Genomic DNA, 25,726 nt, shown 5'->3' with positions numbered 1-25,726 from the left:
GAGCGGAATTTTAATTACAAACTCCGTGCCTTCTCCAGATTGTGAATTGCAACTTAAAGTACCCTGATTGACCATACTGGGATTTTTCGGTTAACAACAGTTGAGTTTGTGCGGGGGCCGATCGCCTTTGGGACATCACCAATCATCTGTATGCTGCCCCAACACAGCTCGTTTGCTGAAAGTCTTTTACAGCGAGATCCTTCACCGGAATTGAAATCACAAACTCTGTACCTTCACCTAAATTTGAGTTGACTTCTAAAGTTCCAGAGTGTTTCTGGACTACGATTTGACGGGCGATCGCCAATCCTAGCCCTGTTCCTTGGCCCACGGCTTTGGTTGTAAACAGATGATCGAAAATTTTTTGCTTCACATCAGGAGTCATGCCAATCCCATTATCTTGAATTCGGATCGCCACCCGATCTTCCGACAATTGGGTTTTGACAGTAATTTGGTTGTGGTTGGCTTTGATCTGAGCAAAACTGCATCCTTGATTTGATTCCTCAACGGCATCGATCGCATTTGCCAACAGATTCATAAATACCTGATTCAACTGTCCCGCAAAGCATTCTACTTTTGGTAAATCACCATAGTCTGTGATGACTTTAATTTCCGGGCGAGATTCATTGGCTTTGAGGCGATGCTTGAGAATCAAGAGCGTGCTGTCAATGCCCTCGTGGATATCGAAAAAAATAGGGCGATCGCAATCAGAACGCGAGAAGGTTCTTAAACTGGTGCTGATCGTGCAAATACGAGCGACTCCTTGTTCCATCGAATCCATCAACTTAGGTAAATCTTCTTGCAAGTATTCCAAGTCTATTTCCTCCACTACTTCCTGTAGTTTTGCACTCGGATGAGATAGTTCTTGCTGGTATAAATCGATCAGTTGAAATAAATCTTTAATATAGTCTTTAGCAGGTTTGAGATTGCCAACCAGAAAGCCGAGCGGGTTATTAATTTCGTGTGCGACACCCGCCACTAAATTACCCAAAACAGACATTTTCTCGCTGTTGATTAACTGAATTTGAGATTGTTGGAGTTGTGTGAGTGCGGCTTCTAAATCAGCGGTTTTTTCAGCTACACGCTGTTCTAGATTTTTGGTTAACTGCCGTAGCTGCAAATGAGTTTTCACCCGTGCTAACACCTCAATTTCTTGAAAGGGTTTGGTGATGTAGTCCACAGCACCTAATGCAAATCCTTTCAACTTACTCTCAGCATCGGAGAGAGCGGTCATAAAAATGATAGGAATGCTGGCTGTTGCGGGATCTGCCTTCAGACGCTGGCAGGTTTCAAAGCCGTCAATTCCTGGCATTTGAACATCAAGCAAGATCAAATCGGGAGGATAAGCTCGGACTCGCTTCAGAGCGCGATCGCCGTCGATCGCGGTTGCTACTTCATATCCCGCATCACTTAAGGTTTCACAAACTACTTCTAAGTTCGCAGGGGTATCATCCACCACCAGAATTAATTCTGGACTAGACATCTGTTTTCTCCTCTGTCAGGTATTGTTTCAGCAATTCTTCAATTTCTTCGGCTTTAAATTGCTTAGCAAGATTAATAATTTGTGAGGCAAAACCAGCGTAATGAGGGTTGGATTGAGCAAGATGCTCTGTGTATTCTCGCAGCCGTTTTAAGTTGCCTTTGTTTGCCAGATTTAGCAATTCATTTATCTGTACAATGTCAGGAATTATTATTATTTCTGGCTTTTCTAAAGTAGTCGTCAAAGTGGATGCTTTAGACTCGTTGGATACTTGAATTTCATATTTCCAATTTAATTCTAAATGAGTGGCTAAAAGGTTGAATAATTCACTGACATTCACTGGTTTGTCGAGGAAATCATTTCCCCCTGCATCTAAACTCATCTGTCGGTCTGCTGGTGCCACCGATGCAGAAGAGACAATAATCTTCTGGTGTCGCAAATTATGTTCGCTGCGAATTTGTTCGAGCAGTTCAAAGCCGTTCATGACTGGCATCATCAAGTCTGTAATCGCTAAATCTGGTGGAGACTGTCGAATTTTTTTCAATGCTTCAAGTCCATTGTCGGCCTCAGTCAGCAGGAATCCAAGTGGCTCTAGCAAGTTGACGAGAACGGCTCGGTTTTCCCAACGATCGTCTACTACCAGAATACTGCGTCGTTCTCCTTCATAACCAATAATTTGTTTTCCAGTTGCGATCGAGTTTTGCTGTGCCCAATCGGTAGCGATCGCCAGTTCCACCTCAAAAAAGAAATTACTACCAACTCCGGGTTGGCTTTTAACTTGGATTTGTCCGTTCATGAGTTGGACAATTCTTTGAGCGATCGCCAGTCCTAAACCGGTACCCTCGGATTGGCGCTGGCGATCGCCAACTTGTTCAAAAGCCTGAAAAATTTTATCCAATTGCTCAGGTGCAATTCCCAAACCGGTATCTTCGACTTGAAATCCGATTCTGGGAGCGGACGGATTGGCATGATTATCAATGACGTTAACCTTAAGCTTAACATAACCTTGGTCGGTGAATTTAATCGCATTTCCTAGCAAATTGAGCAATACTTGGCGCAGCCGTTTTGCATCAACAAACATCCCTTCAGGCAACTGGGGATCGGGATCGTAAACGAAATTAATGTTTTTTTGGTCAGCACGAATGCGACAGATTTCAGCGACACCTTGAAGGAATGAGGGAAAGTGAATCGCTTGAGGTGTAAGTTCTAGTTTGCCCGCTTCAATTTTGGACAAGTCCAACACATCTTCGATCAGCCCCAGCAAATGATTTCCGCACTGGTGCATGATTTCTACCCCATGACGTTCTTTCGCTGGCAACGCGGTGCTGCGTTGGAGGATTTGAGCGTAGCCCAAAATACCGTTGAGGGGAGTGCGGAGTTCGTGGCTCATGTTGGCAAGAAATTCACTCTTTGCTTTGTTGGCATTATCTGCTACTTGTTTTGCAGACTGGAGTTCGGCGGTGCGTTGTTCAACTCGCTGTTCTAGCTGTTGGTTAGTTTGCTCTAGGGCGGTGAAGGAATCGCGCAATTGCTGCGCCATGCGGTTAAAGGATTGAGCAAGCACATCCAGTTCTTTAACACCAGAGGCTGCGACGTTTTGGTCAAGTTTTCCTTCGGCGATCGCCGACGATGCCTTACCGATCTGCAAAATTGGTCTAGCAATCCAGCGCGAGGTGTAGATACCCAAAACCGTTGCTAATCCTAATGCGCCCAAGCACAGCCAAATCCTGTTGACTGTGTTGGCATTAATTCGTCCCATAAAATCTGATTCGGGCATGGCGACGACTACCAGCCAGTCCAATCCCCATTCATCCTGCCAGGGAGTTACTTGAACAAACTCCCGCTGACTCTGGAGTCGAAAGTCTAGCTGCTGAACAGTTTTAATGCTTTTGAGATCGCCGAAGCGATCGCCTAGATGCTTCGACGTAGCTTGAATTAAAACGTCCTGACTCTCAAAACCTCGCAGTCGCTGAGGTTTGCCGTTTGTCACCGAAAATACGGGCGCATCGCTAGAGGTGGCAACGAGTAATCCGTTGCGTTCGAGAATGAACACTTTGCTGGATTTACTAACATTAATTTCACGTAAAAAGTCACTAATTTGTGAAAGGCGCTGTTCCACTCCCACACTGCCGATCAACTGATTATTCTTGTCATAAATGGGGCGACTCGTGGCGATCGACAGCGGGTAGTTATTAGTCTCCCATTGATAGATTTCGCTCCACCCAGGCTTGCCAGTCTCGGCACCTTTAGCGTACCAGCCTTCCTTCTGGAACTGATACGCTTTGGTGGTTTCAAACATTTTAGTTGGCTGGCTTCGGTCATTCGTCATGTAGTTGTACAAATCAGGATTGCCGTAGCGCTTAGGTAAAACCAGGCTAATCTCAGGATTGCCGTGGTTGAGAATGGTTGACTCGCGGTAATATCCCGATGCGATAAAGTCCCCCGTTTTAGAACCGTAGAGGATATAGCCAACGTTGTAGGTTTTTACCTGCTTTGCAAAGAATTGAGCGAGGCGATCGGCATCCTGTAAGTTCAACAATCCCAAGTCAATTTGCTCGCCGTTAATTTGAGTCAAATTGCGGGTTGCAGCCGCATAGCTGTCGAGGTGTCGATCTACACGGTTACTCACCTCCCTTTGCAACTTAGTCGCTAGTTCATTCACTGCTGTTTGTCCGTTTCGCAGCGACAGATACCCTGTCAATCCTACCACCGCGAAAATTTGTACGACAAAGGGAACAACCAGACAGCTTCGCAGGGAAACCTTTCTAAAGGCTGGAGTAGCAATTGGGGATTTAGAGAGCATAATTTTCCACAGAGTAAATATATATAGGCTTTCTCAGAAAGATGAGCTACTATCCGGCATTGGGCATTGGCCCGCGCAGGGCATTGGGCAAACAGGGCAAACAGGGCATTGGGCGGAGCGAAGCGGAGGGATTGGCCCGCGCAGGGCATACCTCACCACGCTTGAGAACCGTTATAGTGGCCCAGAGACGGTCATTGGCTCCGCTCCGTTAGTAGAAAATTTCTATTTTTTTTGAGGACAATAATAATTTATTCTAACAAATTATTATTGCCAATAATTCGCTAACTGCGATGCTAAAACCTGGAAGTATAATCTGGGTATTAACAACTTCATTCGCATTAAATAAACGCCAGCCTTGACCTGCTGCATTCACAAATACTAATCTCGCTTCAGGAAATAGCAGCCAGACTTTCTGACAGCCAGATTCCAAATATTCCTGAGCTTTCGTAAATAAGTCTTCGCCGCTGTTTTCCGGCGAAGCAACTTCTGCTATCAGGGGAAAACTTTGGGAAAATGCTGTAAAATTGCCTGATGGTGGGAGCAGTTCGGGAGTGATGTAAGCGACATCGTGACGGCGGTGTTGTTTGGCAGTTCGGCAAAGTGTTTCTGTAAAAAATTCTCCTCCCTGTCCGTTGGAGTCTTTGTTAATTCTCCAGTAACGGGCTAATTTAGATTGAGCTAAACCCTGTTTAAATTTCATGCCTGTTTTCTCCACTAAATTACCGTCAATTCACTTTATTCTCTCCGGCGGGTTGACGAAAGATTCTTCTAAAGATATAATGTTTTGCGATTGTATTTTCGTAAAATTTTCGGAGTCATTTTGAGGTTTTTTTGATAAGATTAAAGTAGTTGTCATCGTGATTGCGTCGCTTTACTCAAACATTCACGTCAATACTTTGACTCAACAAATACTCTATTGCAATGATACTCTCAAACCGTTTTTCTGAAGCCCCGATCTATGCCGCCGAATTGCACGCAACTCAAATCCGCAAAGGTTCCGGCGTTCGGTATATTGCCCATTTGTTAGGTACTGCTAGTATAGCTTTAGAATATGGGGCTTCTGAAGATGAGCCGATCGCATCGCAGCTTTGCTTCACGATGCGATCGCAGATGGAGGCGGCCCCACCACCCGCGAAGCCATCCGCCGCCGGTTTGGCGATACTGTGACAGCGATCGCATTCTTATAGCTTCTAGCTCGGTCAAATTGGTCTCGGCGGCTGATAAACTTTATAATGTGCGATCGATCCTGAAATATTCCCGTCAGTCAATTAGGCGATACTGTTTGGGAACGCTTCAAAGGCAAAAAAGAAGGTTCTCTCTGGTATTATCGTTCGTTAGTAGAAGCATTCCGCCAAGCTGAGTTAACGCCGCTCGTTGAAGAATTAGACCGCAAAGTTTTAGGATTAACCAAGCTTTATGAATACAAAAAGTAAAAATTAACAACCAATAACTAATAACCAATAACTACTAACAAATGGCCAACGTTCGCTTAGAAAATATTACCAGACGCTACCAAAACGTCACCGCAATCGACAACATAACTTTCAAAATCCCGGATGGGGAATTTTGGGTATTAGTCGGGCCTTCCGGCTGCGGAAAATCCACAATTATGCGGACGATCGCAGGTTTAGAAACTGCAACTTCTGGTAATCTTTATATTGGAGATAATTTAGTTAACAACATTCCGGCTAGACAGCGGGATGTCGCAATGGTGTTTCAAAACTACGCGCTTTACCCCCACATGACTGTCGCCGAAAATTTGGCTTTTGGATTGCGGATGCGGAATGTTGACTCGACTAAAATTCAAGAACGTGTCGAAACTGTAGCCCGATCGCTCTCGATCGACCATCTCCTCAACCGCAAGCCGAAACAGCTATCGGGCGGACAGCAACAGCGGGTAGCACTCGGAAGGGCGATCGCCCGCGAACCGCAAGTATTTCTCTTAGACGAACCGCTTTCCAACCTCGACGCGCAACTGCGAGATGACACTAGGGCCGAACTCAAACAACTGCATCAACGGCTGGGAATTACCACGGTTTACGTCACCCACGACCAAGTGGAAGCGATGACTTTAGCGGATAAAATTGTAGTTTTAAATGCGGGTAAAATTCAACAAATCGGAGCTCCGCAAAGCATTTATGCCAAACCAGCTAACCGCATGGTTGCCACATTTTTAGGCAATCCAGCCATGAACATTTTGCCGGCAATTTATGCTAACGAATCCTTTATTTTGGGAGATCAATCTTTAGCCTGTCCGCCCTCACTGGAACAAAGATTGCACCCTAGAGAAGGACAAGGATTTGATTTAGGCATCCGTCCAGAAAATATAGAAATTTTTAAGCCGCAAACAACAGAAAAAGATGATTTGAAAATCGATCTTTGGGCTTTAGAAAAAGTCCCTCTGGAAGTAGAGGTAAAAGTAGTGGAACCTCTGGGGCGAGAAACTTTAGTCCGGGCGAGTTTGCCTTTGTTGAACGCTGAAACTACTATACAGGTGCAAGTACCTGCGAGTGTTCGCTTGCGTCCGGGCGATCGGCTGAAGGTACAGCTTGACTTCGATCGACTATTTATCTTTGACCCCTCCACGGGCGAGGCGCTATATCCTTAACTGGATTCAACCTCAAATCTCACAATCTCAAATCTTCCATAGATTGTCTCGGAATCACGCTGAGTTCAGAAACCCGGTTTCTTCCTAGATTTCTCGTTCCCGGCGCAAATTTTGCTCAGAAACCGGGTTTCTCTCTATATTTCTCGTCACCCAACCCAAAAACTCAAAGATGTCAAATGGGTTCTATAGCGGTTATGAAGCGTGGTGAGGATAGCCCTGCGCGGGCCAATGCCCTGCGCGGGCCAATGCCCTGCGCGGGCCAATGCCCTGCGCGGGCCAATGCCCTATGCCGCATAGTACCTCATCTTTCTGAAAAAGGCTATATATCGCTCATTACAAAACTTTACACTTGACGTTTCTCAAGTTACAGAGTAATGGTAAAGTTAGTATGTTCGCAAGGAAAAAGCGTCCCCGAGAAACTGATATTTCCTGATTCCGGGCGATCGCGATCGATAACTTCGGATATTCCCCCAAAAAGCGGCAACCCCGCCCCATTGGGAGTAACTCGCGAACCAAAAACTCCCAACCGCCTTCTAGTGGCATTTGTAGATGAATCCCGACAACCTGCCTCAAATCCTGCAAACAGGATTTCACCTGACTTTAGGTGCAACTTCTTTTTTGATTGAGACCTTGCAAGATCCCTTAAAGCGAGAAGAAAATCTGGACAAACTCCAGTCAGATTTGAGCCTTCTCGCGGATGAGTTGCTGGAAAAAGGGGAAATGACCGAGAAAGAAGCGCGGAATTTTGTCGATACAATTTTCTCCCCACCGGGCGAGAAGGATAATGCAAGCAGCGACGAATCCGTCTCCCACCAGCAATCCGATACAGCAACTGACACTTTTTCGGAGTCGGTTGGACAGGCTGATGTAAAACAGATTCAAGAATTAACTGCACAGATGGCAGCGCTGAGGGTTGAATTGGAAAAGTTGCGCGCCGAAAATTCCCAGGATTAAAGAATTCAAAATTCTTTAACACCGCCGGATTTTAGTTGCAAACTTACTTGCAAATTTATTTAACGGAACTAAACTTTAGTCATTGTCCCATTTTTCAGAACCGATCAGGTCGCCGATGCGATCGCGCAGCAAGAAGTCCCATTTTTCTAGTTCTCCCTCGACGCAAGACCACTCTCTGGGCGGGATGAACTGACAAAGCGTGTAGATTGGTTGTTGTCGGCTAAGTACGCCCTCACGCACGAGATGGCGCGCTTCATCTTGGATAACATCTAAAGAGTAGTGAAGTTGGTTAATAGTTGAGTTAATCATGATGCGCCCTCAAGGTTTTACTAAAAAAAATTATGTCCCTGGTAATAATATAATCCAAACTTCCGAATATGTAAGTTATTTTTTTTCTGTATACACATATACTCTTGACCGATTGATTAAAAAAGATTATAGGAATCCTGAGTAAGCATCGGATCTATTTTCGGATTTTGAAACGCAGCAGATGTTCCAGGCTAACAGGCGGCGGGTTTGCTACAAAGCTGCATTCACGAATCAGACATCAGTGTCTGATTCGTGAATGCTGAATGCTTGGCCGCCAGCCAAATTTCTGGCGAGAAACCGGGTATATCGATTCAATTGCTGAGCCTGCAAAGGACATATTCAGGAGTCCGACTGTTCAACTATTGCCCGTTTGGTAAGTACCGAACAGCAATTCTAAGGCGAGGGATTGCGCGGCCGGCATTTGCCCGAAACAAAATACATAAGGAATACTGGGAGGCAAATGTGGTAAAAATTGCTCTAAAACGTAGGGACTGCCGTAAATTAGCACAGCTTGCAGTTCTCCGGTGCTTAATAATTTCTTAAACCAATCTCTAGCTGCTTGGGTTAAATCGGCACTGCCTCGGAAACAATTACCGCGAATAAAAATTTGTAGCAGTGTCGGAGAAAAATGCTCTGAACTTGAATTATGGGCGATCGCACCTGTGCGATCGTCAATTAGTTGCAATTCGTAACCCAACTCTTCGGGCCGGGCGATCGCCGGAGTGTGTTTTCCCAAAAACTCGCAACCCAAAACATCATCTACAATAATCAAATTCCGCAAAAACTGGTTTTCTGAGGGTTTTTTCGCTATTAAAGGTAGATTTCCCCCAAACTTTAAAGAATCTCGCAAAATATCGGCAGCCGTTGCCCTTGCTTCGGGATTTGCCAGCAAACCTAAGTCGCCGGAACTCTCCCCCTTAACAAAGAGGGGCTGGGCGGGGTCGAATTTAGGATTTGTGGCTGTGGGATCGATCGACAAACCTACCTTAATTTTCGCCTGCCAAATTCGCTTGACAGATTCCTTGATTTGTGATAATGAAATCCGTCCTTGAGTGACAGCTTCGCAGACAGCCAAAATCGCCCCTTCCGGGTCAAGCGGCATCAGCAAAATATCAGCACCAGCCTCAGCCGCCAAAACAGCAGCCTCGTTATGGCCGTACTTATTGGCGATCGCGCCCATCACCAAAGCATCAGTCACGATCAAACCTTCAAATCCCAACTCTTCTCGCAGCTTCCCGATCAAAATTTTGCGAGAAAGAGTAGCAGGAAACTCGGAATCCCAAGCCGGAATCAGCAAATGAGCGCTCATCACAGCATCGACTCCGCTGGCGATCGCCCGGACAAAAGGAGGCAACTCAACCTCGGTCAATCTCGCTGGCGAATGCGGCAAAACCGGCAATTCCAAGTGAGAATCAACCGCCGTATCTCCGTGGCCGGGAAAATGCTTAGCTGTTGTCAAAACCGGGTGTTCGCCTGCGCCGCGAATAAAAGCACTGGCTAATTTGCCAACAATTTCCGGCGTTTCGCCAAAAGCGCGGACGTTAATCACGGGATTGTCGGGATTGTTGTTCACATCAACCACCGGTGCGAGAATCCAATTAAGACCGATCGCCCTAGCTTCGATCGCAGTCACAGCGCCCATTTGTTCAGCATAGCGATCGGCCGCCGCTGCATCGTGCCGCGCAATTTCGGCAATAGCCATCGGTGGCCCGAACCAAGTCGCCCCGGCGAAGCGCTGGCCGACACCTTCCTCAATATCAGCCGCCAGCAGCAGCGGAAATTTTGCCCAAGACTGCAATTGGTGCGATCGAACCGCCAACTCAGCAGCACTTCCCCCCACCAAAATCACCCCGCCCACGCCCAACTTTTCCAGATAATAGCGGAGTTTGCTAGCCGTTGGTTCCCATTCGGGATAGCGAATTTGGTGGTCGAACAAGCAGCCGGAAGCCCGCACTACGAACATCTGGGCTACCAATTCGGGCAAGGAAAGATTGTCTATCATGAATTTGTCAGTTGTCAGTTGTCAGTTGTCAGTTGGCGGTTGTCAGTTGTCAGTTGGCGGTTGACTAGCTTCAGATACTAATCCTCGTCTGTTTTCAAATCATCATCATCATCATTTTCATTGCCATCCGCCAATTCTTCGTCATCAAACATACCGGGTTTGCGATCGGCAGAAAGCTGATTTAGCAGTATCAGCATTTTATCCCCGCGTTCTAGGGAACGGTCTTCGAGAAATATCACTTCCGGCGTCCGGCGCAGTTGCACCCGTTGGCCTAACTGGTTGCGGACATAGCTAGTTGCCGATTTCAAACCTTCCATAGTCTCGGCCTTTGCCTCATCAGTACCGTAAATGCTGACAAAGATTTTGGTATGCTGAAGGTCTCCCGAAACAATTACATCGGTAACGCTAACCATACCTGCACCTACCCGATCGTCCTTAATGCCGTTCAGCAGCATCAGGCTAACTTCCCGCTTAATCATTGAAGCTACGCGCTCAATGCGACGACTTGTAGCCATACCAACTATCCCCTACTTTTAGATCGGCCGTTTTCATCCCAATTGACAATTGTAGCGCGATCGGTCAGGGGTGTTACGGGCGATCGTCCGAGTTAGGGGTGAGACACAGCTTAGAGGAAAAAAATGTTTGATAACCGGTGTGGTGAATATATAGCTAATATAGAGACCTAGAGTGAGATACAGCTTAGAGGGAAAAAATGTTTGATTGGATTGTCAAAACCGTAGCCGATGCTTCAGGGCTAAGTAACCAGCTAAAGATAGCTGAATGGGCAAGATTGAACAGGACTAACCCTTTCGACATGGGAGCCAAAAACTACCAACGATGTGTTTATGACTTAGGGTTAGGGGGAAAATATCATGAACTTGAATATAACGAAGATGGCAGCCTAAAATATCAATGATTTTGCCGTAATTCCCTCGATCGTGCTTCATGATTCCATTGTAATATCCATTCCTAATTAATCAATTAAACACAAATATTCCTTTCCCATCCGCCCCTTGGGGAATGAAATTTGTTCGATTTTATAGAATAAATCCAACCTTGTAAAACTCCATAACATTGGAGAGATAGTAAGATAATTAAATCCATCCGCGTATCCGTGTTAAAATTCCTTTATCGCCGTGTTTTTTTAGGGCGCAAAACTCATGGAAAAAGAATTTACTGTCGGTCAAAAAGTCCGAGTTGTGGCGATGCCGCCCTACGTGAAAACTGCTGAACCGATGCCGATGCTGCGGCCTGCAAATTTAATTGCGATCGGCGCTGAGGGTGTTGTACTCGATCGGCGTCCCGGCAATTATTGGGGCATTCGCTTTGAAAAAGGTGCTTTTCTGTTAGACAGTCAGTACATAGAAGCAGTTGACAGTTGATAGTTGGCAGTTGGTAGTTGGCAGTTGTTAGTTGGCAGTTGTTAGTTGTTAGTTGTTAGTTGGCAGTAGGGGCGGTGGATGGTGCGTGCCCGCCCTCTTAGTTATTATTTGGCAGTTATTATTTGGCAGTTGTTAGTTGGTAGTTGTTATTGGGAATTGGGAATTGATATCGTTTCCGGTTGCATCGGAATGATTTAACCGCAGAGAACACAGAGGACACAGAGAGAGAGAATAGAGATATGAATAATTCCGATACTACCGGATTTGATATGATATCACAATTAAAATCTGCCTTTTCCTTTTTGCCTTTTGCTTCTTTTCTAGACTTATTGCATAAATCTTTATTTAATTGATATGTCAACTGCAGATGCCAGGCAAATTAAGACTGATAGACGCAGATAATATAAAAAAATGATCTCGAATGAATGTATAGCCTTTCTCAAAAAAGTGAGGTATGCCCTATGCCCTATGCCCTATGCCCTATGCCCTATGCCCTATGCCCGACATTACCTCATCTTTCGCTTGAAAGGCTATAATAGGTGTTCATTACATCCGTTAAATTTGCTAAAAAATTTGTTGCCAAACTTCCATTTTTAAGAAGCTAACTTTGCTTCCAAAGTTAGAGGATTAACCTGAAAATCTTCCAATACTTCCTCTATATGAGGAGATGTAAAGTTACAGGGTTGGGGTTTTCCCAAGAAATAACCTTGAGCGTAATCTACCCCAAGTTCCTTGATCTTATCCATAATCGCTTGATTTTCGACATACTCGGCAATAGTTTTAATTCCCATGACGTGAGCAATTTTGGTGATAGCTTCCACCATTGCGATATCAATAGGATTATCTGTGATATTTTTAATAAAATTACCATCAATTTTGATATAATCAACGGGCAAGCTTTTCAGGTAAGCAAAGGAAGACATCCCGCTGCCGAAGTCGTCTAAGGCAAACTTGCAGCCGAGTTCTTTGAGTTTCCAAATTAAGCTTGCTGCTTTGCTGAGATTGGCGATCGCCACAGTTTCGGTAATTTCAAAGCAAATTATTTGTGGCGGTATTTGATGGATAGAAAACTGCTCCTGAATAAACTCGATCAACTTTTCTTGGTTGATGCTGTCGCCAGAAAGGTTGATTGCATAAAGGGTGGGATATTTGCCAAAGGAGGATTGTGAATTAGAGTGGGGAGATCCAGCAGGTAAGGTAACAATTCGAGCGCTTTCTGCTTCTGGGTTTTGGACTAATAAATTGGCTGTAAATAATTGAGATAAGTTGCTAAATAAAGTGCGAATTACCCAGCGATCGATCGCCTGCATCAAGTTGTAGCGTTCGGCGGCGGGAATAAACGCCATCGGCGACACTAACTGACCGTTTGCAAGCTGGAGGCGCAGCAGGATTTCGCAGTGGATGCCGGTGGCTGACGGGTTGAGCAAATGTACGATCGGCTGAGAGTACAAGCGCAAGCGATTCTCTTCTAAAGCTTGATTAATTTGCACTACCCACTGGGTTTCGCCGTGCTGTTTGATTAATTCCCGATCGCCCGATCGATAAATCTGCACCCGGTTGCGGCCTTTATTTTTAGCAGCATAGCAGGCTAGATCGACCGCGCTCAACACCGCAGATGTCGATGTTGTTTTGCGATTAATTGCCACCAAACCGATACTAACGCCGATCGAAAAAGTTTTGTCCTGCCACCCAAACCGGAATTTTTGAATGCTTTGCAGCAGCAATTTTGCAACATCTAAGCCCTGTTCTGGGGGGCAATTGTACAGGAGTACAGCAAACTCATCGCCGCCGAGACGCGCCAAAATATCGGTTTTGCGGATATTGCTTTTAAATAGCTGGCTGACTTGGCGGAGCAGTTCGTCGCCTGCAACGTGACCTGCTGTGTCGTTAACTATTTTGAAGCGATCGAGATCGAGGTAAAGCATTACGTGTTCTTCGCCGTAACCTTGAGCGCTGTGCAGGGCGTGTTCTAGCTGATATTCAAATTCGCGGCGGTTGACCAATTGCGTCAAGGGGTCGTGAGTTGCCTGCCAGGTTAGCTGCCGCGCTTGAGTTCGCACTTGGGTGACATCTCGGAACACAACGACGGCCCCGATAATTTGGTCGTTGCTGGCGTGGATGGGGGCGACGCAGTGGTCGATCGCAAATTCGCGGTTGTGGCGAGCAATCAGCAAGCTGTTGTTTCCTTGGTCAACGATTCGACCTTCGTACAAAGCGATTTCGGCGATATTTTCGATCGGCATCCGGGTAGTTTCGTCAACTATTCTCAGCACGCTGGCGAGGGGCAAACCTCTTGCTTCCGAGGTTGACCAACCGGTGAGTTGTTCAGCAACTGGATTGAGGGTAGAAATGCAGCCGTTGCTGTCAGTAGCAATTACGGCATCGCCGATCGATTGTAGAGTAACTTGAGCGAGTTCTTTTTCCTCAAAAAATGCTTGTTCCATGCGCTTGCGATCGCTAATATCTCGCTGCACGGATATCCAGTGGGTGACTTTCCCCAACTCGTCAGCAACGGGTACGCTGTTAAGTTCCACCCAATAAGTAGAACCGTCTTTGCGGTAGTTGATCAATTCCAAGCGCAGCGGTTCAAGGCGAGAGAAAGCGCGGCGAATTTTGGCAACTTGAGCGCCGTCGCTGTCGGGCCCGCGCAGACAACTGGGTGTTTGGCCGATAATTTCTTCGGGCTGATAGCCGGTCATTTGGGTAAAAGCTTCGTTGACGTATATGATGGCGGGATCGGAGATATCGCTGTTTCCCGCATCCATAATCACGATCGCATCGTTAGCGTTAACTACGGCCGATTCTAGGAGTTGCAGCCGCACCTCGGCCTGCTGGCGGGTAGCGATTTCCGTTTCCAGCCGGCTGTTAGTCAAGCTGAGGGAGACAATCGCTTTTTGCAATTCGCTAGTTTGTTGTGCGACTAAATCGTGCAGCAGATCGATCGCCCCGGACATTTCCATCGGATCGAGCACGCGCAGCAAGCTACTTTGAGTAACTATTCCCAACAGTTCTCCGCGTTCGCCCCTTACTAGCAACCTGCGGACTAAACGCTGCTGCATTTCCTGATGAGCTACCCACAGCGAGTCTTCTGGCTTGAGACTAAATAAGGGGCTACTCATCACTGTGAGGGCGATCGTTTGCGACAAATCTATATCTAAAGCTTGAAATTCCACAATATCCCGTTCTGTGACGATACCTACGGGAATTGGGAACGGCAAATTCATCGATAACTCTCTGGATTCTGTAATTACCACGCAGCTAACGCGGTGCTGCGCCATCAACTCAGCTAAACTCAGAACAGACGCTGAGCGAGGCGCTTGAATCACTTCTGCGGTCATTACTTCTTTGACGCTGTGCATTTTTAAGATATTTGCCGGTTGCACCATTGCTTGGCGAATACTTTCGGGGGTAATTACTCCTAGGAGTTGACCGCTGCGATCTAATACTGGCAGGTGGTGAATTTTATGTTGGCTAAGCAGAATTAGGGCGCTAAAAATGTCTCGATCTTCATCATTTGTCAGCGTTGCCGTCGGCTGTCGCATCACTTCTGCGATCGTAACATTTTTTAAATTTTTGCCGGAAGCAATCAAATCGACGAGATCTCTCTCGGTAAAAATTCCTTGTAATTGACAATTTTGAGCAGATTGCCAGTTTGATTTTTCTAGAGATGTTTGCACCACAAAGACGCAGATCCCTCTGGCATCTCTGAGGATGTTTGAGGTGTGCGGATCGGCAATTTCTGTTAGCTGCTGGTAGAGATTGGTTGTGGGAATATCTGCGTTTAGAGGACAAGTCGGGCGCTGTTGGCCCATGAGCGTAATTACTTCTGCTAATGGGGTATCTGGCCCAACTGTCAAGGGGGAGCGGTCAATTACTCGATCTAAAGTCGGCAGATACTTGGAGGAATCGTTTTTGAACATATTTAATAGATTTTTGCGATCGCGCTGGCTCTGCGACATTCCAAAAAAGCCCTGCTTTCCAAGCACTAGCTGGAGTTTTACAGCGCTGCTGAGACAGCATAAAAATTTCTTGTAAAAAATGCACCTGTTGTTTTGCCCGGTAGCAGGCCGGTGACGGCTCTAGCTCTACCTACAAAGTTATAAGCCGATCTTTATTTTAAGTTAAATTTTGAGTCTCGTGACACTTTTATTAAAAATAGTGTGTTGGTTTTGATTTTTTTGGCGATCGAGTTACCTGCTACAACGATCGATCGCGTTATCAATCAGATCCTTCTTTAGAAAGACACATTTACGGACGATTTTGGCTAATATAGAATATGTTACTACAAAAAAGCATTGTCTTAAAGTTTGGCATTGTTAAGTTTTGCGACATTAAATTTTGCGAGCTTTAGGAAACCATCTGTGCGCTGTCAGAGGCAATCGATATCACAGTAGATATGTGATTTAGATTGCAAGTTGCGAAAACAACCGTGGTAAAATTGTAGATATAAACAGTAGAACTTAAACACATAATAGGCAGAGGAAAAAAATATGAAACGCCATCTATTAACCGCAACTCTTTTAATTGCTCCCTTACTGTTCGCCGGCCCAACCCGTGCCGAAAATCCGGCTCAAGTAAAACAGTTACTGTCAACCGGCCAATGTTTTCAGTGCGACTTGTCTGGAGCAGATTTGACCGGGGCTCATTTAATTGGTGCAGATTTGAGAGAAGCAAATTTGCAAGGTGCTAACCTCTATCGCGCTAACCTCGAAGGTGCTGACTTGACGGCGGCTAACTTGACTGGTGCTAACTTAACCGCAGTTTTCTTGACTAACGCCAGTTTAAATGATGCAGACCTCGATCGGGCAAATCTGACCGCAGCCATCATCAACACCGCCGACGTATCCGGTGCATCAATGGAAGATATGACCATTACTGATGCCAAAATCTACAATACCAAAATCGGTGTCGGCGGCAGCTACGACCAGTAAACTCTTTTTAAAGAAAGAATGCAAAGCACCCTTTTCCAGTTAAAAAACCCGGTTTCTCCCCAGAAACCGGGTTTTTAATTGATACGTCCTATTTGAACCCAGGTGCTAAATTAAAATTAGTATTGCTTTAATGCTCATAATCTTAATTCAAGTTGTCAAATACAGCCATGTCCAAACGACTCACCATTGCCCAAGCACAGCAGCAGCTTCCCAACCTACTTCAAGAACTCACCGATCAGCCGATCGTGATCACTCAAGATGGTGTTCCCGTTATGGCGGCAATCAGCTACAACTATTTGACTGAACTCCTCGAAACCTTGGATATTCTCACCGATATTGAATTCGTTACCAAACTTCGCCAAAGCATCACCCAAGCAGACGAAGGCAAAACTGTTTCCTGGGAAAATGCTAAGGCAAAACTGGGACTATGAAAGGCGAAGCAAATTCAATCGAATACGAAATCCAACTTACGCCGTTGGCCCTGGAAATGTTGGCGGAAGTCAAAGATAGACGAGAACAGGAGAAACTGCGCGATCGCATCGATAAACTCAAAATTGAACCAGAGAAGCAAGGCAAAGCGCTTGTTGATAACTTATCTGGATTTCGCAGTATCCGAGCCGTTGGACAGCGCTATCGCATTGTTTACAAAGTCGAGCAAGAGCGAGTTATGGTTGTTGTTGTAGGACTGGGGAGACGTAAAGATGGTGACAAAAAAGACATTTACTCTATCCTAGAAAAACTTTCAGATATATAGCCTTTCTCGTAAAGGTGAGGTATGTCCGACATAGGGCATAGGGCATAGGCCTCCGTGGGCATAGAGCATAGGCCACCGTGGGCATACCTCATCTTTCTGAGAACCGCTATATAACAGAATTACCTCCCAATCCATAAGTCCTGAGTTAGAAATGGGGCAACCTGTGTTGCCACATTTCTCCTAGAACCCCAAATCCACAGCAATTCGGTGCGCGCAAGCAAAGCCAGAAAACGCCACCGCATTTAAACCCTGTCCCGGAAACGTACTGTCGCCCACACAATACAAACCAGGCATAGAAGTTCGATTAAACGGCATTCCCAACAAACCCATTAACTTCTGTCGCGGAATCGGCCCGTAAGTTCCGTCTTCGCGGCCCAAAAAGCGGCGGTGAGAACGCGCAGTCCCCACTTCCATATAATCCAAACCAGCATCTAAACCGGGAAAAATTGTTTCTAATCTGTCAATAATTCTCCCCGCAGCCTCTTCTTTTTTCTCCTCGTATTCCTGCGCCGCCAGTCCTTCCCACTCTTCCATCCAACTCGAAGTAAAAGCGTGAACGATGTGATATCCTGCCGGAGCTAAATCCGGGTCTAGCACGGTCGGAATTGAGACTAAAATAGTTCCCTCCGGCGCTTCCATTTTGTCCCAAGCTTCTAACAAAATGTGGTGGCAGGCAGTACCGGCAGGGATGGCGCTTGCTTCCACTCCCAAATGTAAACTCAGGAAACTCGGTGCTTTTTGATAGCGCTGCTGCCATTTCTTCTCGCTAGCTGGCATCTCTTCTGCAGGCAGCAATTTTTCAAAAGTATCCCAGCGCGTGGCGTTAGAAACTATTCGCTTGGCGCGGTAAACTTCGCCCGTTGCGAGTTCGACTCCGACAGCGCGGCCGTTTTCTGTGATAATTTTTTTTGCTTTAGCTTTGTATTGAATTTTCCCGCCGCATTTTTCTAATCCTTCGACCAATTTTTGGGCAATTTGACCGACTCCGCCTTTGGGATAATTTATGCCGCCGTAATGTCTGTCGGAAAATACCATTCCGGCGTTAATCATCGGTGTTAAGTCTGCAGGTACTACAGACCAGTAGTAGCATTCCATGTCGATAAATTTTAGTAAAGTCGGGTCTTTTATGTAGCGCCGCGCAATGTCGCCAGTATTTTGAGGCAAATATTTTACTAATCCCAAACAGGCTAAAGGATTTTGAAAGAAGACTCGCACCAGATATCCGGGTTCTTCTAGGGATAGCAATTCCATGCCGTTGAGGCAGTTGAAGACGTTCCAGCATTCGCCATAAAATTTCTGGATTCCTTGGCGTTCGTGGGGGAACCTGTCGGTTAATTCTTGCAAGTATTTCTCATAAGGCTGGGGTACTTCCAAATCCAAGCCGTCGGGTAGGTGATAGTGAAGCTGCACGGGGTCGGGAATTGTTTCTAGGGTGACGTTGACTGCTTTGAGGGCGCGGGTGAGGAGGTTAGTGGTGCCGCGCTGTCCGAATCCAAATATCATGGAGGCTCCGACATCAAATCTGTAGCCTTCTCGATCGAAATATCCAGCACTACCGCCGGGAATTGTGTAGCTTTCGAGCACCAAAACTTTGGCTTTCTTGGCTGCTAGCTGGGTGGCTGTCACGAGTCCGCCAATGCCGGAACCGATGACTATCACATCAAATTCTTGCTCTGTAGGGCCGGAGTTGGGAGAGAATAACTGGGATTGAGTAGGAGCTGACATTAGGTTAAAAATCTTAATATTGAGATAATTTTACAGTCGATCGCCCTTCCTGAACTCTTGCCTCTGCGATTTTCCCTCTACCTCTGGTGTGTCAGCCTGTTCTAACCTATAGCTTCTAGCTTCTAGCTTCTAGCTTCGGATGCCTTCTTGTGTCTTCCCTCTTCCTTCTTCCCTCTTCCTTCTTCCCTCTTCCCTCTTCCCTCTTCCCTCTTCCTTCGGATGCCTTCTTCCCTCTTCCTTCTTCCGACGGACTTACGTCCGTTACATAATCCGTTACATCCGTTACATAATCCGTTGCCGAACTTCCCTCTTTCTTCTTCCTTCGGATGCCTTCTTCCTTCGCAAGGCTTCTGGCTTCCCAAAAAAAATGCGGGAACAGTCTACCATTGCCGACTGCCCCCGTCTGCCGATCCTTTGAGAGGAGAACACTAAAAATCACTATAGCCTTGTTGCTAATTAATGTCAACACTATTAGAAAAATATTTCAATAAGTTGGCGGCGGTCGGCAAACCAAGCCAGTTGTAGGATTTGAGATGTTCCATTTTCGATTTGAGATTTTCGATTAAAGATTGTGATAAGTTGCACAGAGCGATCGTTAGCGAAGCCCGCCCCTACGGGGGCTACGCCAACGAAAACGATCGCTCTGTGCATAAAATCCCTGAAACCTAGCAATCTCGGCAATTTCCTCATGTCCCTGCAACTGCGCGTTTACGTTCCTCCACATCCGTTAATCAAACACTGGCTGGCTGTCGCCCGCGACGCGGCCACCCCATCGGTACTTTTTCGTTCTGCGATGACAGAATTGGGAAGGTGGCTGGCCTACGAGGCAATTCGAGATTGGCTGCCGACTGTGGAGACAACGGTGCAGACACCTTTGGCACAATGTCCGGCGACGTTTATTAACCCGGAAGCTCCGTTAGTTGTGGTACCGATTTTGCGGGCGGGTTTGTCGCTGCTGGAAGGAATTCAGACGGTGGTGCCGCTGGCTTCGGTTTACCATCTGGGGATGGCGAGGAATGAGGAGACGCTGCAACCGAGTTGTTATCTGAATAAATTGCCGGCGCAGTTTAATCCCCAAACGCGGGTGATAATTAGCGAGCCGATGCTGGCGACTGGTGGTACGATTGGGGCGACTATGCGGGAGTTGACTTCGCGGGGAATTGATCCGAGCTTGATTCGGATTATTTCTGTGGTGGTTGCTCCTCCAGCTTTGAAGATGCTGAGTGCAGAGTACCCGAATTTGATTATTTACACGGCGACGATCGACGAAACAGTCAACGAACAGGGTTTTATTGTACCTGGTTTGGGTGATGCGGGCGATCGAACTTACGGCACCTAATACAATTTTAGATTTTGGATTGTGGATTGTGGATTGTGGATTTTTGATTGAAAAATTGATTCCACAGATAAATCTCGCGGTTGTATCATTTTTCCTAAATCGTGCAACTGTAGGGAAGCGTCATATCATGTGCGATCGATTACTATAACAAAAACGGATCGCCCGTGCCGAATGCGAGTCCGCAACGCAAGAGCGGACACTGACTGACGTACTACGAACCTTACTGATTGCGGTCAATTCACCGGACATGAGATTAAACCCATATCCAGTGAATCATCCCCAATTCTTCAATCTAAAATCTAAAATTGTCTGGTTCGATTTGTGCGTATTTAGGCGCGGTGAGTGGTTTCTGGAATTAGTTTCTGGAAACTCCGGTAAAAAAGATTACCCGGGCGCAAGTAAAATCAGGCACAGAGAAAGTTAAGATTAAAACTAGAAGTCAAAAATAAATAGCGTTTAGCACTCATTGCCCGTGAAACTTGATTCTTTACCGCCAAGCTTGTCTGGTTCTGACTCACCCACCCCCAATTCCGACTTGCCACAACACCTACAAACACAAATAATAGAGGCTTCTAAGAGTTGTGCTGCTTTAACCCCGGAGCAGGTTGAACTCTCAGTGAGTACAAATGCCGATATTTGTCAGGAAGAAAAAGGACTGAAGCCCAACCACTGGGCAATTTTTGCTTCGACGTTTGGAACTATTTTTTTTGCTGAAATTGGAGACAAAACTCAGCTCGCGATTTTGCTGATGACGGCTGAATCTCGGAATCCTTGGATTGTTTTTGCGGGTGCGGGTTCGGCTTTGATAGCAACCAGTTTGCTGGGGGTTTTGCTGGGAAGGTGGCTGGCTAGTCGGATTGCTCCGAAAACTTTGGAGAGAGCTGCTGGGGTGATTTTGCTGCTGATTGCGGCGGCTTTGCTGTGGGAAGTGCTGGGATAAACGATTTGAGATTTTAGATTTTAGAAATGGTAATTATATCATGTCAGGTTGCACTCATACATGATGTTAACTGTTAACTGTTAACAGTCAGCAGTCAACAGTCAGCAGTCAACAGTCAACAGTCAACAGTCAACAGTCAACAGTGAATTTACTATTCCGATGAAGAGAGGATTTGATATTACTGATTGGGTGGGGATAAGTTGCAAGAAACCTGGTTTCTGGCTGCATCTTTGGGTGAAACCGAAGATTTTGGAGAGAAACCTGGTTTCTGGGAGCCTGTGGGTAAGTCTACAAATTCAATCGGTGCGCGTTGTGCGCCCTACAAATTCATAACTAAAAAATAAACATGGATTGGCAACTTTTAGGAATAACTTTTATGACGGTGTTTTTGTCAGAATTGGGTGACAAAAGTCAATTAGCTACGATCGCCCTTGGTAGCAGTTCTAACTCGCCTAGGGCTGTATTTTTCGGCACTGCGTCGGCGCTGTTGCTGGCTAGTTTAATCGGTGTTTTGGTTGGACAAGGTACGGCGGAGGTGTTACCGGAACAATTGGTAAAGACGATCGCGGCGATCGGATTTGCGGTAATGGGCTTGCGGTTGCTGTGGCCAAAATCTGATGAGGCGGAAGCTTCCGAGTAGGATTGACTGAAATATAGCCTTTTTCAGAAAGATGAGGTAGTATGCGGCATTGGCCAAACAGGGCGAGCGCGAAGCGGAGGGATTGGGCCTTGGGCATCGGGCATTGGGCATACCTCACCACGCTTGATAACCGCTATATATCAAGATGGCTAAAATTTCCAAAAATTAACGGCGGGTGTGAATTCACGCCCGCCGCTAATTTTTGAGTTTTTTATCAACTCAACCTCTGAGGATTGTGTCGGTTAAACTTGGTTTTGGTAGCACCAGCCCACTAAGGTAGCGCCGAGGGTCAACTTCGCAGCTTCTAAGACAAAATATCCTTGGTGCAGTAAATTCATTCCGGCGGGGACTTCTGCTGCTGAATCGAACAGATTTAGCTGCATTCCCAAGGCGCTCATTTGAGGTGTGAGGCTGTAGGTGTCAATTAGGGCGATCGCCAGAAGTACCAATGATAATATGATTGCTGTGCGACTGCGCTTGCCGAAGTCACCGAATAAATTGCTCAAAACCATCAAACCCGTTGCTACCACGCCCGAACAGATCAACTCAACGCGGTTGAATCCCCAGAACATCATATTTCCGGCTGTTGCAAACTCAGGAGATGTCATCATTCCCGATACAAACAGGCTGGGCATAATTACTAAATCCATAATCAGGCTAGCGCTGAGCCAGAAAATTAGGGCTACCATGACAATTGCTTGCCAGCGCGGTTTGATTGATTCCACTCTTGATGTTGTAATAGCTGTCATATAATTAGACCCTCTAAAATTTTTTTCTGCCTTTTCTAGAGTTTAACTAACTTTTCTAGAAAATCGTGTTAAGTATTTTTAAATGAATGGTAACTTTTTTAACTGACTTAGAAGAATTGTTAAGCTGGCGGGAAAATGTTCGATCGCGCGATCGAGCATTTGTAATTTTAGGCGCAACCGCAGCGGATTGTTTTATAGATAATTAACGGCTAAAAGCTGAGGCACGCTACTAATTTAGTCCGTTGTAGGGTGGTGCGTCAGCGGGGATTGTTCGATCGATATATTGACCGCTCAAAGCTGAGACACCCTATTAATTTACCACTAATTGCTAACTCCATCGACCTACAATCTGCTGTATATGCCTAAATTGAAATTTCAACTATCATCTTGGCTTCCCCGTCTCCCCACTCAAGTCTGGATTCTCGCCGCAGGCAGATTCCTCTCCCAAAGCGGCACCGGTTTTACTTTATTTTATGCGCCGATCTTTTTTGTCGATCGCGTCGGTTTATCTGCAACTGCTGTTGGTATCGGTTTGGGTATCGGTTCAATTGCGGGAATATTCGGCCGCGTTTTGGGCGGTTCTTTTTGCGATTCTAAATTTTGGGGAAGGCGGCGAACTTTATTGCTGGCGACAATGATTGCGGCTGTGGCTTCTTTTGTACTGGCGGCAACTAATAATTTCGGCGGCTTAGTTGCAGGAAATGTACTGATGGGTTTTGGCGTGGGTTTGTATTGGCCTCCAACGGAGACAATGGTGGCGGATTTAACGGAGGGCGATCGGCGACAGGAGGCTTTTGCTTTGACGCGGCTTGCTGATAATTTGGGTTTGCAAGTTGGGATTATTTTTGGCGGTGTTTTGATTGCGGTAACGGGGAATTATCGATCGCTCTTTATTATCGACGGTATCTCGTTTATAGTGCTGTTTGCGGTGGTGGCGATCGCGATTTCAGAAACCTATAAACCTTCTACTGCAACAGATGCAAGCCCAAAAAATCTCAAAAATGGCTGGATGGTGGCGTTGAACGATCGCACTTTGCTAGTATATGCCTCGGTAAATATTTTGTTCACTCTCTACATTTCCCAAATTCAAACCACAATGCCGCTGTATTTTAGTAAGTTTGTGCAGGTGGGGACATCGGGAGGAGGCTTTTCTACAGGTACAATTACCGTTTTGTTTGCTTTTAGTACATTTTTAACGGTAGCTTTGCAACTGCCGATTGTGAAAGCTTTGAGGGGGTTTTCCCATCCAAAAGCTTTGATGATTTCGGCGCTGCTGTGGGGAATGGGATTTATCGCGATCGGCTTGACGGGAATGGCAGCAACTGGCAATCTATTTTTAGCTGTTTTAGGCTTGAGCTTTTTGTCCTTAGCGACAGTTGCTTATACGCCTTTTGCTTCGGCTTTGGTGGTGGATTTAGCGCCGGATTCTTTGCGGGGCGTGTATTTGGCGCTTAATTCTCAGTGTTGGGCGATCGGCTATTTAATCGGGCCGCCGCTGGGCGGTTTCGCCTTGGATCAGGGTAAATTGGGGGCGGATAATTTTTGGTTGGGTTTGGCTGTTAGCGTGATATTGGCGATCGCGATTTTGCGAAAGCTCGATCCCATGTTGAAAGAAAAAATTATTGCAAAAAAACAACTTTTGTGATATGTCAACTAGACAAATAAATAAATTGCCAAAAATGCCGATCGCCCTCAAATTGCGATCGGCATTTTTGGCATACACACCCGAACCAAGAAACCGGATTTTGGAACCGAAATAGAAAGTTTTAAGCAAATATTGTGCCGAAAAACCCGGTAGAGCGATCGTCGCCCCTGCTTCCGCAAACTAAAGCAATTATTTTATACAAAGTCGCCTCCGTACACAGTCTATCTGTATAGTAACTCGGCGCACCTGAACCCCTACCAAGAGCACAGCGACACCATTTTTGCATAATCTATTACAGAACTTATTAAAGATATAAAAAATCTAAAAGTCATGAATTTAAAACTTGTGGATTTGGCTACCAAATAGATTTACAATCGCTAGAAAGCTACTAGCAATTTTAGAATTTCTTGGTGAGGAGTCGCAATGAAAACACATTTACTATTTAGTGCCGGCGGAGCAGGTTTACTGTATCTACTTGTTGGTTCTTTACCATTGGCAGCCATGCCACCGATTGCAGATCGAGAAACATTAAGCACTCAAGACTTCAAAGAGTCAGATGATAAAATTAGCCTGAATACAACTGTTGAAAATCCGCTCAAAATCCCTCAAACATCAGAATTCAAACAAATCGAGGAGCCACCAGTTGATAGTACCACATCAACAGCAGGGTAAACGCATCTAAATTAAGTTGACAAAAAATCATATTTGTGCGTGAGTCTTTTTCTGAAAAAATCTTTCTTAAAACTATTAAATCCGATGGAATTAACCCAGTAAAAATCGAGCTTTAAGAACTTCTGAATTCTCGAAGCTGAATCAATTTAGATCGGGAATCTGTTTGAGTTTTCGAGCGTTAACTGGCAGAGTTTAATATTTGGACTAAATAATTATTATCCATTCCCGCCAGATACCGCTTCATTTTTAAACTTCCTTTAAATCCTTTTTCTTGTTTCAGTAAATTGATGGCTAAACGACGTAGAAGAGCAAAGTTTTCAGGAGAATTATCTTTACGAATCCGACTCTTGTCTTCACAAAAAGTAACATCCAATGTCCAATGTAAGCTATTTTCAATACCCCAATGACTGCGAATTGCTTGAGAAATCTTCTCGGCATTACTGGCTAAACTACTTAAATAAAAGCGAACTTCTGTGGTTGTTTTATTCCACAAACGTCTTTCACTTACGATCATCACAACCGTTTTTAATCCAGTCCATAATGATTGATTATGAAGAGATGGAAGCTCTGAGACTGCCACGGTCCAAATTTGTCTTTTTTCAACTCGATGATGCCCGGCTTCTATTTGTTGATAATAGCTATGCTCTCTGCCACCAAACTCTTCTTTTTGAGCTAATTCAAACCAGGTTTTTACGTCTTCATGAAGAAGTTTTTGATTCCCTTTTAGCGCTAAAAGATAATCTCCTTTCTTCTTAATTATGAGCGCTGCTATTTCTTTCTGACATCCCAAAGCATC

Annotated in this window: 25 protein-coding genes and 1 pseudogene; 13 read left to right on the top strand and 13 right to left on the bottom strand. The window is 45.6% G+C overall.

Going from position 1 to position 25,726, the window contains the following annotated elements:
- Window positions 1-142: 142 nt before the first annotated feature.
- The 3 genes from IQ263_RS09445 to IQ263_RS09435 all read right to left on the bottom strand — a co-directional run bounded on the left by IQ263_RS09445 (window position 143) and on the right by IQ263_RS09435 (window position 5,010).
- A complete protein-coding gene (locus IQ263_RS09445; RefSeq protein WP_194067203.1) occupies window positions 143-1,480 on the bottom strand; it encodes a sensor histidine kinase in 1,338 nt (445 codons plus the stop codon).
- A complete protein-coding gene (locus IQ263_RS09440) occupies window positions 1,473-4,280 on the bottom strand; it encodes a hybrid sensor histidine kinase/response regulator (RefSeq protein WP_194067202.1) in 2,808 nt (935 codons plus the stop codon). The genes IQ263_RS09445 and IQ263_RS09440 overlap by 8 nt, the downstream gene beginning before the upstream one ends.
- Window positions 4,281-4,533: 253 nt before the next feature.
- Complete coding sequence (locus IQ263_RS09435) at window positions 4,534-5,010, bottom strand: Uma2 family endonuclease (RefSeq protein ID WP_339384824.1); 477 nt, start codon at window positions 5,008-5,010, stop codon at window positions 4,534-4,536.
- A gap of 191 nt (window positions 5,011-5,201) precedes the next feature.
- Here IQ263_RS09435 and IQ263_RS09430 point away from each other — a divergent pair.
- A pseudogene (locus IQ263_RS09430) lies at window positions 5,202-5,713 on the top strand (HD domain-containing protein).
- A gap of 41 nt (window positions 5,714-5,754) precedes the next feature.
- Complete coding sequence (locus IQ263_RS09425; protein WP_194067201.1) at window positions 5,755-6,888, top strand: ABC transporter ATP-binding protein; 1,134 nt, start codon at window positions 5,755-5,757, stop codon at window positions 6,886-6,888.
- A gap of 364 nt (window positions 6,889-7,252) precedes the next feature.
- Here IQ263_RS09425 and IQ263_RS09420 read toward each other — a convergent pair whose 3' ends face one another.
- The gene (locus IQ263_RS09420) at window positions 7,253-7,414 is read right to left on the bottom strand and encodes a hypothetical protein (protein WP_194067200.1); all 162 of its coding nucleotides are present in this window, start codon (window positions 7,412-7,414) and stop codon (window positions 7,253-7,255) included.
- A 23-nt stretch (window positions 7,415-7,437) separates the two neighbouring features.
- Between IQ263_RS09420 and IQ263_RS09415 the strand changes: the two genes are divergently transcribed.
- Entirely contained in the window at window positions 7,438-7,842 is a 405-nt protein-coding gene (locus IQ263_RS09415; RefSeq protein ID WP_194067199.1) for a hypothetical protein, read from the top strand.
- A 75-nt stretch (window positions 7,843-7,917) separates the two neighbouring features.
- Here the strand turns inward: IQ263_RS09415 and IQ263_RS09410 are convergent, their stop codons facing one another.
- The 3 genes from IQ263_RS09410 to rbfA form a co-directional block, all read right to left on the bottom strand.
- On the bottom strand, window positions 7,918-8,151 hold the full coding sequence (locus IQ263_RS09410) for a DUF4327 family protein (RefSeq protein ID WP_228049921.1): 234 nt from the start codon (window positions 8,149-8,151) through the stop codon (window positions 7,918-7,920).
- A 355-nt stretch (window positions 8,152-8,506) separates the two neighbouring features.
- Window positions 8,507-10,153 carry a glycoside hydrolase family 3 protein gene (locus IQ263_RS09405; protein WP_194067198.1) on the bottom strand — a complete coding sequence of 549 codons (1,647 nt, stop codon included), beginning with the start codon at window positions 10,151-10,153 and terminating at the stop codon, window positions 8,507-8,509.
- A gap of 77 nt (window positions 10,154-10,230) precedes the next feature.
- Complete coding sequence (gene rbfA, locus IQ263_RS09400; RefSeq protein ID WP_194067197.1) at window positions 10,231-10,668, bottom strand: 30S ribosome-binding factor RbfA; 438 nt, start codon at window positions 10,666-10,668, stop codon at window positions 10,231-10,233.
- 197 nt (window positions 10,669-10,865) lie between these two features.
- Here rbfA and IQ263_RS09395 point away from each other — a divergent pair, with 197 nt between their 5' ends.
- Window positions 10,866-11,069 (top strand): hypothetical protein, encoded by a 204-nt coding sequence (locus IQ263_RS09395; protein WP_194067196.1) that lies wholly within the window; start codon window positions 10,866-10,868, stop codon window positions 11,067-11,069.
- Window positions 11,070-11,313: 244 nt separating this feature from the next.
- Window positions 11,314-11,535, top strand: coding sequence for a regulatory protein SipA (gene sipA / locus IQ263_RS09390; RefSeq protein WP_194067195.1), 222 nt, complete (start codon window positions 11,314-11,316; stop codon window positions 11,533-11,535).
- A 593-nt stretch (window positions 11,536-12,128) separates the two neighbouring features.
- Here the strand turns inward: sipA and IQ263_RS09385 are convergent.
- On the bottom strand, window positions 12,129-15,494 hold the full coding sequence (locus tag IQ263_RS09385) for an EAL domain-containing protein (RefSeq protein ID WP_194067194.1): 3,366 nt from the start codon (window positions 15,492-15,494) through the stop codon (window positions 12,129-12,131).
- 531 nt (window positions 15,495-16,025) lie between these two features.
- On the opposite strand from IQ263_RS09385, the gene IQ263_RS09380 reads away from it, so the two are divergent.
- From IQ263_RS09380 to IQ263_RS09370, 3 genes are all read left to right on the top strand, one after another.
- The gene (locus tag IQ263_RS09380) at window positions 16,026-16,466 is read left to right on the top strand and encodes a pentapeptide repeat-containing protein (RefSeq protein WP_194010217.1); all 441 of its coding nucleotides are present in this window, start codon (window positions 16,026-16,028) and stop codon (window positions 16,464-16,466) included.
- Between the two features lie 167 nt (window positions 16,467-16,633).
- On the top strand, window positions 16,634-16,897 hold the full coding sequence (locus IQ263_RS09375) for a type II toxin-antitoxin system Phd/YefM family antitoxin (protein WP_194010218.1): 264 nt from the start codon (window positions 16,634-16,636) through the stop codon (window positions 16,895-16,897).
- Window positions 16,894-17,220 (top strand): type II toxin-antitoxin system RelE family toxin, encoded by a 327-nt coding sequence (locus tag IQ263_RS09370; RefSeq protein ID WP_228049920.1) that lies wholly within the window; start codon window positions 16,894-16,896, stop codon window positions 17,218-17,220. Before IQ263_RS09375 ends, IQ263_RS09370 begins: the two co-directional genes overlap by 4 nt.
- A gap of 180 nt (window positions 17,221-17,400) precedes the next feature.
- Here the strand turns inward: IQ263_RS09370 and crtH are convergent, their stop codons facing one another.
- Together crtH and IQ263_RS28385 are read right to left on the bottom strand one after the other, a co-directional pair.
- A complete protein-coding gene (gene crtH, locus IQ263_RS09365) occupies window positions 17,401-18,945 on the bottom strand; it encodes a carotenoid isomerase (protein ID WP_194067193.1) in 1,545 nt (514 codons plus the stop codon).
- A gap of 115 nt (window positions 18,946-19,060) precedes the next feature.
- Window positions 19,061-19,384 (bottom strand): hypothetical protein, encoded by a 324-nt coding sequence (locus IQ263_RS28385; protein ID WP_228049919.1) that lies wholly within the window; start codon window positions 19,382-19,384, stop codon window positions 19,061-19,063.
- A gap of 249 nt (window positions 19,385-19,633) precedes the next feature.
- On the opposite strand from IQ263_RS28385, the gene upp reads away from it, so the two are divergent.
- The 3 genes from upp to IQ263_RS09345 all read left to right on the top strand — a co-directional run bounded on the left by upp (window position 19,634) and on the right by IQ263_RS09345 (window position 21,864).
- Window positions 19,634-20,284, top strand: a complete 651-nt coding sequence (upp, locus tag IQ263_RS09355) for a uracil phosphoribosyltransferase (RefSeq protein WP_194067233.1) — start codon at window positions 19,634-19,636, stop codon at window positions 20,282-20,284.
- A 472-nt stretch (window positions 20,285-20,756) separates the two neighbouring features.
- Entirely contained in the window at window positions 20,757-21,224 is a 468-nt protein-coding gene (locus IQ263_RS09350) for a TMEM165/GDT1 family protein (protein ID WP_333194281.1), read from the top strand.
- 346 nt (window positions 21,225-21,570) lie between these two features.
- The gene (locus IQ263_RS09345) at window positions 21,571-21,864 is read left to right on the top strand and encodes a TMEM165/GDT1 family protein (protein ID WP_194067192.1); all 294 of its coding nucleotides are present in this window, start codon (window positions 21,571-21,573) and stop codon (window positions 21,862-21,864) included.
- A gap of 242 nt (window positions 21,865-22,106) precedes the next feature.
- On the opposite strand, the gene IQ263_RS09340 is transcribed toward IQ263_RS09345, so the two are convergent.
- Entirely contained in the window at window positions 22,107-22,613 is a 507-nt protein-coding gene (locus IQ263_RS09340) for a DUF4149 domain-containing protein (protein WP_194067191.1), read from the bottom strand.
- A 358-nt stretch (window positions 22,614-22,971) separates the two neighbouring features.
- On the opposite strand from IQ263_RS09340, the gene IQ263_RS09335 reads away from it, so the two are divergent.
- Window positions 22,972-24,258: an MFS transporter gene (locus tag IQ263_RS09335; RefSeq protein ID WP_194067190.1), complete on the top strand. Its 1,287-nt coding sequence runs from the start codon at window positions 22,972-22,974 to the stop codon at window positions 24,256-24,258.
- 121 nt (window positions 24,259-24,379) lie between these two features.
- Here IQ263_RS09335 and IQ263_RS09330 read toward each other — a convergent pair whose 3' ends face one another.
- Window positions 24,380-24,544 carry a hypothetical protein gene (locus IQ263_RS09330; RefSeq protein ID WP_194067189.1) on the bottom strand — a complete coding sequence of 55 codons (165 nt, stop codon included), beginning with the start codon at window positions 24,542-24,544 and terminating at the stop codon, window positions 24,380-24,382.
- A gap of 137 nt (window positions 24,545-24,681) precedes the next feature.
- On the opposite strand from IQ263_RS09330, the gene IQ263_RS09325 reads away from it, so the two are divergent.
- Entirely contained in the window at window positions 24,682-24,930 is a 249-nt protein-coding gene (locus IQ263_RS09325) for a hypothetical protein (protein ID WP_194067188.1), read from the top strand.
- A 178-nt stretch (window positions 24,931-25,108) separates the two neighbouring features.
- On the opposite strand, the gene IQ263_RS09320 is transcribed toward IQ263_RS09325, so the two are convergent.
- Window positions 25,109-25,726 (bottom strand): ISAs1 family transposase (locus IQ263_RS09320; protein ID WP_194067187.1); only part of this gene is annotated, 618 nt, incomplete at its 5' end.

This window comes from Tychonema sp. LEGE 06208, from assembly GCF_015207505.1.
In the GTDB taxonomy this organism is placed as follows: domain Bacteria; phylum Cyanobacteriota; class Cyanobacteriia; order Cyanobacteriales; family Microcoleaceae; genus Microcoleus.
Note: the sequence above shows the minus strand (reverse complement) of the source record. Positions and strands in the feature narration are given on the sequence as shown.